The organism is Streptomyces sp. NPDC107765 (genome assembly GCF_055657085.1).
On sequence record NZ_JBVKBL010000006.1, the window covers coordinates 39,823 to 53,431 of the forward strand.

At 70.7% G+C, this 13,609-nt stretch carries 12 protein-coding genes; 8 read left to right on the top strand and 4 right to left on the bottom strand.

What is annotated here, in order from left to right:
• Positions 1-407: 407 nt before the first annotated feature.
• From ACZ7MX_RS16485 to ACZ7MX_RS16495, 3 genes are all read left to right on the top strand, one after another.
• On the top strand, positions 408-2,954 hold the full coding sequence (locus tag ACZ7MX_RS16485; RefSeq protein ID WP_472133256.1) for a SpoIIE family protein phosphatase: 2,547 nt from the start codon (positions 408-410) through the stop codon (positions 2,952-2,954).
• A 113-nt stretch (positions 2,955-3,067) separates the two neighbouring features.
• Entirely contained in the window at positions 3,068-3,646 is a 579-nt protein-coding gene (locus ACZ7MX_RS16490; RefSeq protein ID WP_472132622.1) for a PadR family transcriptional regulator, read from the top strand.
• Between the two features lie 40 nt (positions 3,647-3,686).
• The gene (locus ACZ7MX_RS16495) at positions 3,687-5,411 is read left to right on the top strand and encodes an acyl-CoA dehydrogenase family protein (RefSeq protein ID WP_472132624.1); all 1,725 of its coding nucleotides are present in this window, start codon (positions 3,687-3,689) and stop codon (positions 5,409-5,411) included.
• A gap of 110 nt (positions 5,412-5,521) precedes the next feature.
• Here the strand turns inward: ACZ7MX_RS16495 and ACZ7MX_RS16500 are convergent, their stop codons facing one another.
• Both ACZ7MX_RS16500 and ACZ7MX_RS16505 read right to left on the bottom strand, forming a co-directional pair.
• A complete protein-coding gene (locus ACZ7MX_RS16500; RefSeq protein ID WP_472132626.1) occupies positions 5,522-6,085 on the bottom strand; it encodes a GNAT family N-acetyltransferase in 564 nt (187 codons plus the stop codon).
• Positions 6,086-6,140: 55 nt separating this feature from the next.
• Complete coding sequence (locus tag ACZ7MX_RS16505; RefSeq protein ID WP_472132628.1) at positions 6,141-7,652, bottom strand: glycosyltransferase family 39 protein; 1,512 nt, start codon at positions 7,650-7,652, stop codon at positions 6,141-6,143.
• Between the two features lie 368 nt (positions 7,653-8,020).
• On the opposite strand from ACZ7MX_RS16505, the gene ACZ7MX_RS16510 reads away from it, so the two are divergent.
• Both ACZ7MX_RS16510 and ACZ7MX_RS16515 read left to right on the top strand, forming a co-directional pair.
• Positions 8,021-8,899 (top strand): DUF4190 domain-containing protein, encoded by an 879-nt coding sequence (locus tag ACZ7MX_RS16510; RefSeq protein ID WP_472132630.1) that lies wholly within the window; start codon positions 8,021-8,023, stop codon positions 8,897-8,899.
• Positions 8,900-9,129: 230 nt separating this feature from the next.
• Complete coding sequence (locus tag ACZ7MX_RS16515) at positions 9,130-9,762, top strand: GmrSD restriction endonuclease domain-containing protein (RefSeq protein ID WP_472132632.1); 633 nt, start codon at positions 9,130-9,132, stop codon at positions 9,760-9,762.
• Positions 9,763-9,904: 142 nt separating this feature from the next.
• Here ACZ7MX_RS16515 and ACZ7MX_RS16520 read toward each other — a convergent pair whose 3' ends face one another.
• On the bottom strand, positions 9,905-10,351 hold the full coding sequence (locus tag ACZ7MX_RS16520; RefSeq protein WP_472132634.1) for a MerR family transcriptional regulator: 447 nt from the start codon (positions 10,349-10,351) through the stop codon (positions 9,905-9,907).
• 96 nt (positions 10,352-10,447) lie between these two features.
• Here ACZ7MX_RS16520 and ACZ7MX_RS16525 point away from each other — a divergent pair, with 96 nt between their 5' ends.
• The 3 genes from ACZ7MX_RS16525 (at position 10,448) to ACZ7MX_RS16535 (ending at position 12,375) form a co-directional block, all read left to right on the top strand.
• Entirely contained in the window at positions 10,448-11,395 is a 948-nt protein-coding gene (locus ACZ7MX_RS16525; protein ID WP_472132636.1) for an SDR family NAD(P)-dependent oxidoreductase, read from the top strand.
• A 115-nt stretch (positions 11,396-11,510) separates the two neighbouring features.
• Positions 11,511-11,954 (top strand): helix-turn-helix transcriptional regulator, encoded by a 444-nt coding sequence (locus ACZ7MX_RS16530; RefSeq protein ID WP_472132638.1) that lies wholly within the window; start codon positions 11,511-11,513, stop codon positions 11,952-11,954.
• A gap of 10 nt (positions 11,955-11,964) precedes the next feature.
• The gene (locus ACZ7MX_RS16535; RefSeq protein WP_030412696.1) at positions 11,965-12,375 is read left to right on the top strand and encodes a VOC family protein; all 411 of its coding nucleotides are present in this window, start codon (positions 11,965-11,967) and stop codon (positions 12,373-12,375) included.
• Positions 12,376-12,460: 85 nt separating this feature from the next.
• On the opposite strand, the gene nicT is transcribed toward ACZ7MX_RS16535, so the two are convergent.
• The gene (gene nicT / locus ACZ7MX_RS16540) at positions 12,461-13,591 is read right to left on the bottom strand and encodes a Nickel transporter NicT (RefSeq protein ID WP_472133258.1); all 1,131 of its coding nucleotides are present in this window, start codon (positions 13,589-13,591) and stop codon (positions 12,461-12,463) included.
• Positions 13,592-13,609: the final 18 nt, after the last annotated feature.

Genomic DNA, 13,609 nt, shown 5'->3' on the forward strand with positions numbered 1-13,609 from the left:
ATCAAGAAAGGAAGTGAGAAAAGCACGACGAGCCGTCGCGGTATGGGGGTGCGCGGTGCGGCAGGCGCTGATCGTAAGGCTGAGCAGCGAGGACGCCCAGCGGTCCGCCGCTGCCCGGTCGTCGGCGACCGGGTAACCGGAGGGGAAAATTCCGCGAAACCGGGCAGTTGCCCTTGGATGCCGAAACTTTCCTATGGTGAATGTCACGCCGGAGCGGCTCTCGTCTGCGCCGGTGGGGGCGACGGTGCGCGGCGCGCAACGTACGCCGTGTTACATGTATCCATATGTGGCTGAAAAAGGGTCAAATCTGGCTCCGCCGCGTGCGCACCGCGCTCGCCCGACGAGCCGAGGACCCACGCCACGGAACGGGGGGTCGGTCCAGCGTCGCCGCCCAGGTCTTCGTCCTGATGTCGGCCATCATGATCGTGCTGATCGCGGCCGCGGGCGTGGTGCAGGTGCTGCAGGCCCGGCGCGAGAGCGAGGACACCGCCGGTGCCCGGTCCCTCGGGGTGGCGGTGGCCTTCGCCCATGCGCCCGGTACGGCAGCGGCGTTGCGCTCTCCCGACCCCACGGCCGTGCTGCAGCCCCGCGCCCAGGCGACCCGGCGGGACTCCGGGGTCGACTTCGTCGCCGTCCTCAGCCCCACCGGCATCCGCTACACCGACCCCCTGCCGCAGTTGATCGGCCACCCGGCCTCGGGTGACTGGCCACGGGCGCTGCGCGGGGAGTCGTTCACGGAGAAGTTCACCGGCGCACCCCGCGACGCGATCCGCGCGGTGGTGCCGGTGACCGACGCGCGCGGTGTCGTGGTGGGGGTGGTCACCGCGGGCGTGCAGATCACCACGGTGTCCGAAGCGGTGAACCGGGAGCTGCCCCTGCTCGCGGGCGCGGTGGCCGCGGCGCTCGCGCTGGCCGTCGGCGGCGCGGCACTGGTGAGCCGGCGGCTGCGCCGGCAGACCCACGGCCTGGGGCCCGCCGAGGTGACGCGGATGTACGAGCACCACGACGCGGTGCTGCACGCCGTCCGGGAAGGGGTGCTCATCGTCGGGCCCGACCGGCGGCTGGTGTTGGCCAACGACGAGGCCCGGCGGCTGCTGGAACTGCCCTGGGGCGCCGAACAGGGCGACGTCCGCGAACTGGGCCTGGAGGCCGAGTTCGCCGGCCTGCTGGCCTCCTGCCGGGAGGCGACGGACGAGGTCCACCGGGTGCACGACCGGCTGCTCGCCGCCAGCTGCCGCCCGACCGGCCCGCACGGCGGCATCGTGGTCACCCTGCGGGACACCACGGAGCTGAAGGCCGTCACCGGACGCGCCGAGGTCGCCCGGGAGCGCCTCCAACTGCTCTACGACGCCAGCCTCCTCATCGGCACCACACTGGACGTGACGCACACCGCCGAAGAGCTGACGCAGGTGGCCACTCCGCGCTTCGCCGATGCCGTGACGGTCGACGTACCGGAGTGGGTGCTGCGTGGCGAGGAACCCGGTGCGAAGGCGCCGGGCGAGATGCGGCGCGCGGCAGCCGCCGGGGCTCCCGGGGTCGCCGCGGTGCCGGCGGAGACCGTGGCCTTCGTCCGGCCCGGAACCGATCCCCAGGTGCTGCTGGTGCCCGATCTGGAGGTCGCCAGCGGCTGGCGGTCACGCGCACCGGAGCTGGCCCGGACCCTTCTCCGCAGCGGATTCCGCTCCCTGATCACCGCCTCCCTGCGCAGCGGGGACGCGGAACTCGGTGTGGTCCACTTCTGGCGCACCGGCGAGCGCGCCCCGTTCGAGGGCGATGACCGGTCGGCGGCGATGGAGCTGGTGGCCCGGGCCGCCCTCAGCATCGACAACGCCCGCCGCTACACGCGCGAGCACGCCACGGCCGTGGCCCTCCAGCGCAGCCTGCTCCCGCGCGATCTGCCGAGCCCGGACGCGGTCCAGGTCGCCCACCGCTACCTGCCGGCCCGGGCCGGCGTGGGCGGTGACTGGTTCGACGTCATCCCGCTGGCGGGGGAGCGCGTCGCCCTCGTGGTCGGCGACGTCGTCGGGCACGGGCTGCACGCCGCCGCCACCATGGGCCGGCTGCGCACCGCGATCCACAACTTCGCCGGCCTCGACATGCCGCCCGACGAACTGCTCAGCCACCTCGACGAACTCGTCGACCGGATCGACCGCGACGAAACCGCCGACACGGATGCGACCACCGTCACCGGAGCCACGGTCCTGTACGCGATCTACGACTCGGTCTCCGGACGGTGCACCATGGCCCGGGCCGGCCATCCACCCCCGGCGCTGGTCTTCCCCGACGGCACGGTCACGATCCCGGACGTCCCCGCGGGCCCGCCCCTCGGCCTGACCCAACTCCCCTTCGAGAGCAGCGAACACCACCTGCCCGAAGGCACCCGGATCGTCCTCTACACCGACGGCCTGATCCGCAGCCGCGAGCGCTCCCTCGACACCGGCCTGACCCTGCTGCGCCGCGCCCTCACCGGCGCCGGGGACCGGAACGTCGACCAGATCTGCGAGGACGCCTGCCGCACGCTGCTCCCCGCCGAGCAGGAGGACGACATCGTGCTGCTCATCGCCCGCACCCGACGACTGCCGGCCGCCCAGGTCGCCCACTGGGACGTGCCCCACGAGCCGTCCGCCGTCGCGCCCGTCCGCACCGCGGTCAGCGAGAAACTCGCCGAATGGGGCCTCGCGGAGACCGCCTTCACCACCGAACTCATCCTCAGCGAACTCGTCACCAACGCCGTCCGGTACGGCACCCCACCGGTCGCCGTCCGCCTCCTCCGCGACCGCACGCTGACCTGCGAGGTCTTTGACGGCAGCAGCACCGCCCCGCATCTTCGCTACGCCGCCACCACGGACGAAGGCGGCCGCGGCCTGTACCTGGTCGCCCACCTCGCCGACCGCTGGGGCACCCGCTACACGCCCGAAGGGAAGATCATCTGGACCGAGCAGCACCTCGGGTGAGAATCCGGACTGCGGGGCCGGGGACGGGCTTCCGAGGGGGCGTCAGGGTGAGCCGGGTCTCACCCTGACGTCCCCTCTTGTTTATGCAACGAGTTGCATAGAAGGATCGGGGCATGGCGCTCGAACACGCGATCCTCGTCTCGCTGCTGGAGCGGCCGGGCTCCGGCTATGAGCTGTCCCGGCGCTTCGAGCGGTCCATCGGATACTTCTGGACCGCCACCCACCAGCAGATCTACCGCGTGCTCAAGCGCATGGAGAACGACGGCTGGATCGATGTCCGCGAGGTGCCGCAGCAGGCCCGGCCGGACAAGAAGGAGTACTCCGTCGCCGCCCGCGGCCGGACCGCCCTCTCCGAGTGGCTCCATGAGCCGATCGAACCCGAGAGCGTCCGGCACGACCTCGCGGTGAAGATCCGCGGCGCCGCCTTCGACGATCCGTCCGCGCTGATCCGCGAGGTCGAACGGCACCACCGGGCGCACACCGACCGGCTCGCGCACTACCTCGCGGGCGAACGCCGGGACTTCACCGGCCCCGACGCCCCCGCGGCACCCGACGCCGGCCAGCAGCTCCAGCACGTGGTGCTGCGCGGCGGCATCGCCTACGAGCGGATGACGCTCGACTGGCTCGACGACGTCCTCGCCACCCTCCGCCGGCTCGGCGCGACACCACCGTCCGCCGACTCGGCCCCGTAACCCCACCCCTCGACCAACGACCCCCGGAAGGCAACCCTCCATGGCCGACCAGCTGCTGTTCAACCCGCGCACCTACGACCCGGCGCATTTCGACCCCGAGACCCGCAGGCTGCTGCGCGCCACCGTCGACTGGTTCGAGACCCGCGGCAAGCGCAAGCTGATCGAGGACTACCGCTCCCGCGCCTGGCTGGCGGACTTCCTCGCGTTCTCCGCGGAGGAAGGGCTGTTCGCGACCTTCCTCACCCCGGCCGCGGCCGCCGGTGACGAACCGGGGGACAAGCGCTGGGACACCGCCCGGATCGCCGCGCTCAACGAGATCTTCGGCTTCTACGGGCTCGACTACTGGTACGCCTGGCAGGTCACCATCCTCGGCCTCGGCCCGGTCTGGCAGAGCGACAACGCCACCGCCCGCGCCCGCGCGGCCGAACTCCTCGAACAGGGCGAGGTGTTCGCCTTCGGTCTGTCCGAGAAGGCGCACGGCGCCGACATCTACTCCACCGACATGCTGCTGGAGCCCGACGGCGTCGGCGGCTTCCGCGCCACCGGCTCCAAGTACTACATAGGCAACGGCAACGCCGCCGGCCTGGTCTCCGTCTTCGGCCGCCGCACCGACATCGAGGGCCCGGACGGCTACGTCTTCTTCGCCGCCGACAGCCGCCACGAGGCGTACCACCTGGTGAAGAACGTCGTCGACTCCTCGAAGTACGTCAGCGAATTCCGCCTGGAGAACTACCCGGTCGGCCCCGACGACATCCTGCACACCGGCCGCGCCGCCTTCGACGCCGCCCTCAACACCGTCAACGTCGGCAAGTTCAACCTCTGCACCGCCTCCATCGGCATCTGCGAGCACGCGATGTACGAGGCCGTCACCCATGCCCAGAACCGCATCCTCTACGGCCGCCCGGTCACCGCGTTCCCGCACGTGCGCCGCGAACTGACCGACGCCTACGTCCGCCTCATCGGCATGAAGCTGTTCAGCGACCGCGCCGTCGACTACTTCCGGTCCGCCGGCCCCGACGACCGCCGCTACCTGCTCTTCAACCCCATGACCAAGATGAAGGTGACCACCGAGGGCGAGAAGGTCATCGACCTGATGTGGGACGTGATCGCCGCCAAGGGCTTCGAGAAGGACACCTACTTCGCCCAGGCCGCCACCGAGATCCGCGGCCTGCCGAAGCTGGAGGGCACCGTCCACGTCAACCTGGCGCTGATCCTCAAGTTCATGGGCAACCACCTGCTCGCCCCGGCCGAGTACGAGCCCGTGCCGACCCGCCTCGACGCGGCCGACGACGACTTCCTCTTCCGCCAGGGACCGGCTCGCGGCCTGGGCGCCATCCGCTTCCACGACTGGCGCACCGCCTACGACGCCCACGCCCACCTGCCCAACGTCGCCCGCTTCCGCGAACAGGCCGACGCCCTCTGCGAGTTCGTCACCACCGCGGCCCCCGACGAGAAGCAGAGCCGCGACCTGGACCTCCTCCTCGCCGTCGGCCAGCTCTTCGCCCTGGTCGTGCACGGTCAGCTGATCCTGGAGCAGGCCCAGCTCACCACCCTCGACGAGGACGTGCTGGACGAACTCTTCGCCGTCCTGGTCCGGGACTTCTCCGCACACGCCGTCGAGCTGCACGGCAAGGACTCCGCCACCGAGGCACAGCAGACCTGGGCCCTGGGCGCGGTCCGCCGCCCGGCGGTCGACGACGGCCGCTCGGCACGCGTCTGGGAGCGGGTGGAGGCGCTGGCGGGGGCTTACGAGATGGCGCCGTAACGCCAACTGGCTCGTGCATCAGCCCAGTTGACCAGGTCCGGCCGGCGTTCGAGAACGCCGGCCGGACCGCCATGCCGGCCGCGGACCACGGACGGACCGTCCGCTGCTCTTCATTCGGCCCCTTCGGCCCATTCCGCCCTGGTCAGGGCGTACTCGACATCCCCGTGCTCGGAACCGGGAATGGCTTCGGGCCAGTCGCCGAAGTAGGTGCGGACGTAGCGCAGGCCGGCCTTCTCCATGACGCGTCGTGAGGCGGCATTGACGGCCATGGTGTTCGCGGTCACCCGCTGGACGCCGAGTTCGGTGAATCCCTTACGGATCAACGCCCGGGCGCCCTCGGTGGCGTAGCCGTGGCCCCAGGCAGCCCGGCGCAGGCGGTAGCCGAGCTCGGCCACGGCCGGGCTGTCCTCCTCGACGGGGCGGAACTCGAACCAGCCGAGGAACGCCTGGGTGTCCTTGGCCTCGGCGGCCCAGTAACCCACGGTCCCGGTTGCGGGGAAGGTGTGCATCAGGCGCGGCAGGCTCTCGGTGCGGATCGTCTCGCGCGGCGTCGGCCGCCCGCCGTTGAGGTACCGCATCACCTCGGGGTCACCGTTCAGATCGACCAGTCGATCCACGTCCCCGGCGGTGAACGGCCGGAGCGCGATCCGCCCGGTCTCCAGAAAGGTGCTCATACGGCTCCTCATACCCCTGCTTGTGCGGCTGCGCGTTTGTGGGTGAGCTTGATCCCTATCGCCGAGCACCCCGGCGTGCCGAGCCGGTGCGCAGGGTGTCCGGTCCACCTCGGCGGTGACACTTCCCGCGCTCGTAGAGGTCCACTTGGCGGCCCCGTGCGACGCTGGCCGAGCAGCGCACGAAGCGTTCCCGCAGCACCCGCTGCTTGGTGAGGTCGCGAACGGTGTCGGCCTGGCGCGGTCCAGGGTCGGTGACGAGCACGATGCGCCGTGCGCCCAGCATGGCGCGCTCTATGTCGCGTGGTGCAGCCTCTATGCCCTTGAGCGTGCCCGATGCCACCGGCCCCTGGGCCAGGGCCAGATCGCGCAGGCCGGTGAACTCCTGGGGCGACACGAGAGCGGTGTCGCGGCGCGCGGCGGGGATGTAGAGGACGCCGTCGGCGGTGTCGCGAACGTCGCCGACCCTGGCTGCCGCGCTGAGTACGTCGTCGATGCGGCTCTCTTCGGTACGCAGACGGAGCTCGAACGGGAGCAGCGCCAGCAGGGCCAGGGTGACGGTGACGGGGAGCAGCACCCGGGCGTCCGTTCTGAGACGTGCGGCGACCGTGGTGAGCAGGACACCGATCAGGACACCGATCAGAAGCGCGAGCCCTGCGTACGCGAACAGCACGTAGCGCGTCACGTAGAGGGGTTTGACCAGGGAGATCAGCACCAGTCCGATCTGCGGCACCGCGCAGAGCGGGAGTGCGACGACCGCGAGGTTCAGACGCGTCGGCGGCGCTTCCGCGCGCGGGCGCGCCACCCCGCGGGCCTGCGGCAGACGTGTGCAGAGGGCCGCGACCGTCACGGTGATCAGCACCCCCAGTACGGTCGACCAGCCGAGCGGCTTGATCCAGGAGACCTGCGAGGACTGCGCCCGGCTGGTCAGGATCACCGGCAGGGCCGCGGCAACGGCCCCGGAGGCGGCAAGGGTCCACCCCACAAGGCGGGTTCGGCCGGGCCGGACGCACACCATGGTGACGCCGTGCGCGACGAGCGCGAACAGCGAGAACCAGTTGAGCCATGCGGCGATCAGAGTGGCGGCCGCATACCCGGCCCACCGCCGACCGTCCGGCCGCTCAAGTGCCCTCACCAGCAACCAGGTGGCGAGTACGACGAAGGCGAGCACGAGGGCGTACGACCGTCCCTCCTGGGCGTGCTCCTGAACCGCCGGAACGACCGCCAGCGCGAGCCCTGCGGCCGTCCCCGCCATGCCGGTGGAGAGCCGGGCGCCGATCAGCGCGGTCAGTCCGCATGCGGTGGCGGTGGCGAGTACCGAGGGCAGTCGCAGGGTGACCAGGCTGTCGCCGAAGACGGCGAAGACTCCGTGCATCACCGCGTAGTACAGGCCATGGACGACGTCGACCTGGCCGACCATGTGCCCTATCTCGGTCAGCGACCGATGTGCTGCTTGCCAGGTCGCTGCCTCATCCCGCCACATGCTGTGCTCGCGCGTGATGCCCCACAGCCCGAGAGCGAGCGCAAGGACGGCCGGACCGGTGCCGATGGATATGCGGCCGTGCCGCACGGTGCCCCCCCAAAAAACCGAATGCGGAAGATACCGGATCGCCTGCTGAAGCGTGCGTTCCGCCAAAGCCGAAGGAGGGAGCCGTAATTGGGCTCGATGATCTCCCCGTCGTCCGGAATCTACGCGCCGCGGGCACATTTCCTCGCCGTCAGGTCACCTCCAGGAACAGGTTCCGAGGAAGATCACATGGAGATGTTCTGACTTGGCGGTAAATGTCCTGCCCATCGGCTTCTGCGCCGGCCCGGGCCGCCGTTGGGGGCGGGGCGTCCTCCTGCCCCGGGGGGCGAGGGTCCGGTATCGACGGTACGAGGTAATAAAATCGAAAAACTCGGGCAGGTCCGAGTGCCTCATTGCCCGAAGGGATCCGCATGACCACGCCCGCCTCTTCTGACGACTCCTCGCCCTCGGGGAGACCGTCGCCGGACCACGACCCGTGGGCTCCGCCTTCCTCCGCGGCGGGTGAGGTCGAAGTGCCCCGCCTGCCGTACCCGGTGCCGACGGCGCAGCCGCGCAACGGCATGGGCATCACGGCTCTGGTGCTCGGCCTCGTCGGCATCGGCCTCGGCGTGTTCATCCTCTTGTTCTGGATTTCCTGGTTGCCGGCACTCCTGGCCGTGATCTTCGGTTCGGTGGGCCTGAGCCACGCCCGCAAGGGCCTGGCCACGAACAGGGCCATGGCCGTCAGCGGTCTCGTCATGGGTGTCGTCGGCCTGCTGATCGCCGCGGGCACCGGGGTCTTCATGGTCGTGACGGTCAAACACGCCGTCGACCACGCCCGCGCGAAGGTCAGGGAGGTCAAGAAGGAGGCCAAGGAGGAGAGGGAAGAGGCGGCGGCCGAGGAGAAGGCCCGGCATCTGCCCTTCGGGAAGTCGTACACCTTCGGTGACGGACTGAAGGTCACCGTGGCCAAGCCGACGCCGTTCACCCCGGACGCCTTCGCCAACGGTCACGCCAAGGGCAACAAGGCCGTTCAGGTCACGATCACGGTGGTCAACACCGGTAAGGAACGGGTCTCGATCGAGACCGGGCTGCCCGACGTCAATGACGCCGACGGAGCCTCGGCGCAGCTGGTGATCGACGGAAGCGGCCGGCAGAAGGTCCTCACCGGATACCTCCTGCCCGGCCGGAAGGCCGTCGGCATGTACGCCTTCTCGCTGCCGCCAACTGCCGCCGACCGGGCCGAGGTCGAGTTCAGCCCCGACGTGATGCGGTGGGACGACGCCTACTGGAGCGGCTCGACCCGCTGACGCCGCCGCTGTGTCCCCTCCGGTCGGCGGTTCCCGCACCGTTGGGGACCGCCGCCGGGTCGGATCGTTGCCTGGCGCGGCGTCAGGAAAGCCCGGGGCGGGCGTTTTCCCATGCGTTGGTAATGAACAAGGCATGAGATTGTCATGTTCATTCAACGCGCGTAGCGTCCGGTCCCCGTTGTGCGGTTCCCTGAAGTGTCTCTCCAACCCCCCACACTTCTGGAGACCCCATGCGTCGTGCCGTTTTCGGCCTGTCCGCCGCCTGCGTCACCCTCGTCGGCCTGACCGCCGCACCGGCGCTGGCCGAACCGCCCGCCCCGCCCTCGACGGCCACCGCCCGCGCCGAACTCGCCGCCCTCACCGTCGCGCCCCCGCACTCCATGGACGGCTACGCCCGCGACAAGTTCGACATATGGGCCAAGCAGCCCGACGGCTGCACCACCCGCCAGGACGTCCTCGCCCGCGACGGCAAGAATGTCGTCGACAAGTCCGGCAACTGCCAGCCGTCCAGCGGAAGTTGGTACTCGGCCTACGACGACACCACCGTCACCGACGTTGCCCAGGCCACCATCGACCACATGGTCCCGCTCGCCGAAGCCTGGCGCTCCGGCGCCGACTCCTGGAGCGCCGACCAGCGCAAGGCGTTCGGCAACGACCTCAAGGACCCCCAGCTCCTGATCGCCTCGGAGTCCTCCAACAGCTCCAAGAGCGACAGCGGACCGGCCGACTGGAAGCCCACCAACCACGCCTTCTGGTGCACCTACGCCAAGGACTACACCCACATCAAGTCCCTCTATAAGCTCACCACCACCGACAAGGAGAAGACCGCCCTGTCCTCCATGCTCGACAGCTGCACCAACTGATCGACGGGCGGCGGAGGTTGAGCACCCCGACGCCGCCACTCCTCTCGGCGCGTGCCCGTAGCGCGGTGCCCGGCCGGCCCTTCCTCCGGCCGGACACCGCGGCCGTGCCCGGAAGGTCCCTGGGGCCGGGAAGCCCCGCCCCTCACGAGGACTGCGCCGCGTCCGAGGACCCGGGCGGAGGCGTAGGGGCCCACACCCCCGCAGCAGTTCCGTCGCGCACGTGCTGCTCGTACGCGACGACCTTGGCGTGGATGACTTCCCGGCATGCGTGCAGGTCCGCCATCTTCGCTTCCACATCGCGCTCGTGCGCGCGCAGCAGCGCCAGCCGGTCCGGCTCATTGCCCGGACCGGAGCGGACGAGGTCGGCGAACTTCCTGATCGTGGCGATCGGCATGCCGGAGGCCCGCAGCCGGTCGCACAGCGCGAGCCAGTCCACGTCCGTCTGCGCATAGACGCGCTGCCCACCGGCGGAGCGCGGGATCTCCCGCAGGAACAGCCCCTCGCGCTCGAAGAACCGCAGCGCGTGAACGCTCATCCCGGTCAAATCGGCGACCCTGCCTATGGACATGCCGTTCGCGTGCTCACCCATCCTGCCCACCCCTCCAGCCTCTCCGGCTCCTCCGCCCGCTCCTTCGGCGAACCGTACCTTGACCTAGCGTGCACTCCAGCTTTTAGCGTCGTCCGCATGATCACGAAGCAGCAGAAGATCGGCACGGGATTCGGCGCGCACAGTACGGCCGACGAGGTCCTGGCCGGCATCGACCTGACCGGCACCACCGCCCTGGTCACCGGCGGATACTCCGGACTCGGCCTGGCAGCGACTCGTGCCCTGGCCCGCGCCGGGGCCCGCGTCATCGTCCCCGCACGGCGGGCAGCCGTCGCCGAGGACGCCCTGCGGGACGTCCCCGAGGCCGAGGTCCGAACGCTCGATCTGGCCGACCTGGAAAGCGTCCGGACCTTCTCCGACCGCTTCCTGCAGACCGGGCGCACCCTCGACATCCTCATCAACAACGCCGGAATCATGGCGTGTCCGGAGACCCGCATCGGGCCCGGCTGGGAAGCCCACTTCGCCGTCAACCACCTCGGGCACTTCGCGCTCGTCAACCGTCTCCGCCCCTGCCTCGCCCCCGGCTCCCGGGTGGTGGCCGTGGCCTCCTCGGGGCACTTCCTCTCCGACATCCGTTGGGACGACCTCCACTTCCGGACCGGCTACGACCGCTGGCTCGCCTACGCGCAGTCCAAGACGGCCAACGCCCTCTTCGCCCGCCACCTCGACCGCCTCGGTGGCCAGAGCGGACTGCACGCCTTCGCCGTCCACCCGGGCAGCATCCTGACCCCGCTGCAACGCCACGTCCCGCGCGAGGAGTGGCTCGCGCACGGCTGGGTGACCCCCGACGGCCGGCCCACCGACGGCTTCAAGACGCCGCAGCAGGGCGCAGCCACCGCGGTCTGGGCCGCGACCTCACCCCTTCTCGACGCGTACGGCGGCGCCTACTGCCAGGACTGCGACCTCGCGGACCCGGCCGAAGGCGACGACATGCTCGTCGGCGGCGTCAAACCGTGGGCCACCGACCCCGAAGCCGCCGCCCGCCTCTGGGAACTCTCCAGCGCCCTCACGGAGACGGATTTCTGAGCCGTCCGGGCCGGCCGAACCGGTGCCGAACGGTGCCGGACCGAGGCGTCCCCCGGGTCCCGCCGGCCGCCGGCGGCGCTGGGCAACGCCGGCGGGACGTGGCACCATCGCGCTCGTGACCAGCAGACCCACCACGGCCCAGGCCCTGCGCGATCTCGCGTTGCTGCGCCGCGTCCGCGACCGGATCGACCGGGAGTACGCCCAGCCGCTGAACGTGGAGGCGCTCGCCCGTGGCGTGAACATGTCGGCCGGGCACCTCAGCCGCCAGTTCCGGCTGGCGTACGACGAGTCGCCGTACTCCTATCTGATGACGCGGCGCATCGAGCGCGCGATGGCCCTCCTGCGCCGTGGCGGCCTCAGCGTCACCGAGGTCTGTTTCGCGGTCGGCTGCTCGTCACTGGGCACCTTCAGCACGCGCTTCACCGAGCTGGTCGGGATGCCGCCCAGCGCCTACCGGCGCCAGGCGGCGCTCGCACCGGCCGAGCTGCCGCCGTGCCTGGCCAAACAGGTGACCAGACCGATCAGGAATCGAGAAGCGCAGGTCACCGAGCGCCCCTAGCGTGAGAGCCATGGACATCACCATTCACACCAGTTTCCTCCCGCACGACGACCCGGACGCCTCCCTGGCCTTCTACCGGGACACCCTCGGCTTCGAGGTCCGCAATGACGTCGGGAACGGCAAGATGCGCTGGATCACGGTCGGCCCCGCCGGCCAGCCCGACACGTCGATCCTCCTGGCGCCGCCGGCCGCCGACCCCGGGGTCACCGACGACGAGCGCCGCACCATCACCGAGATGATGGCCAAGGGCACCTACGGCTGGATCCTGCTGGCCACCAAGGACCTCGACGGCACCTTCGAGCGGGTGCAGGCCGGCGACGCCGAGGTCGTCCAGGAGCCGACCGAGCAGCCGTACGGCATCCGCGACTGCGCCTTCCGCGACCCCGCGGGCAACCTGATCCGCATCCAGGAGCTGCGCTGAGCCTTCCGGCGAGCGCAGCCATGACCACGGGGGAGGGGGCGGGGCCGCGAAGCCCCGCCCCCTCCGCCCCGGCACGCCAGGGTCCTTACGGCGCCGGAGCGCAGCCTCCGCCGTTGCCGGCGGAGCGCGCCGCCCAGCGCTTCTCGACGCCGGCCAGGCGCCAGTACGCCAGCGCCGCGGCCCACACCACCACGAACAGGCCGACGATGATGAAGCCGACGTTGTCGAGGTCGAGGCCGGAGATCCAGCCGGTCACCGGGTCGCTGAGGCCGAGCTTGTCGTGGAGCACGGTCACCAGCTCGATGGTGCCGATGAAGAGCGCGACGGCGATGGACAGACCGGTGATGGTGAGGTTGTAGTAGACCTTGCGCACCGGGTTGGAGAACGCCCACTGGTAGGCGAAGTTCATGAAGGTGCCGTCGAGGGTGTCGAACAGGCTCATGCCCGCGGCGAAGAGCAGCGGCAGGCACAGGATCGCGTACCAGGGCAGGCCGGCCGCGGCGCCGCTGCCCGCCATCACCATCAGCGTGACCTCGGTGGCGGTGTCGAAGCCGATCCCGAAGAGGAAGCCGAGCGGGAACATCTGGCCGGGGCGGGAGATGGAGCGGGTGAACCGGCCCAGGAAGCGGTTCATGAAGCCCCGCGCATCAAGCCGCTGCTCCAGCTCCGCCTCGTCGAAGCGGCCTTCGCGCATCCCGCGGAACACCCGCCAGATCCCGGTCAGCGCAACGAGGTTGAGGGCGGCGATGAGGTAGAGGAACGTGCCCGAGACCGTGGTGCCGACCGTGCCCAGGATCTGGTGGGTGCGGGATTCGTCGTTGAGGAGGGCGCCGGCGAGTTGGGCACCGCCGGCGACGAGGGCGGCCATGACGACCACCACGCTGGAGTGGCCGAGGGCGAACCAGAAGCCGACCGACACGGGACGCTTGCCGTCGGCCATCAGCTTGCGGGTGGTGTTGTCGATCGCGGCGATGTGGTCGGCGTCGAAGGCGTGCCGCATGCCCAGGGTGTAGGCGGTGATGCCGAGTCCGACGCCGAAGACCTGGCTGCCGACGGAGTAGTGGTGGGGCACCACGAGCAGGAACAGCACGCCGAAGGCGACGACGTGCAGCCCGGCTATGACGGCCATCAGGCCCGCGGTGCGTACGGTGTCCTGCCGGCGCCAGCGGAACGTGGCGGGGGCAGGGGTGGTCGGGGTATCGGTGGACAGGGCCATCCGGCGGTCACGCTCCAG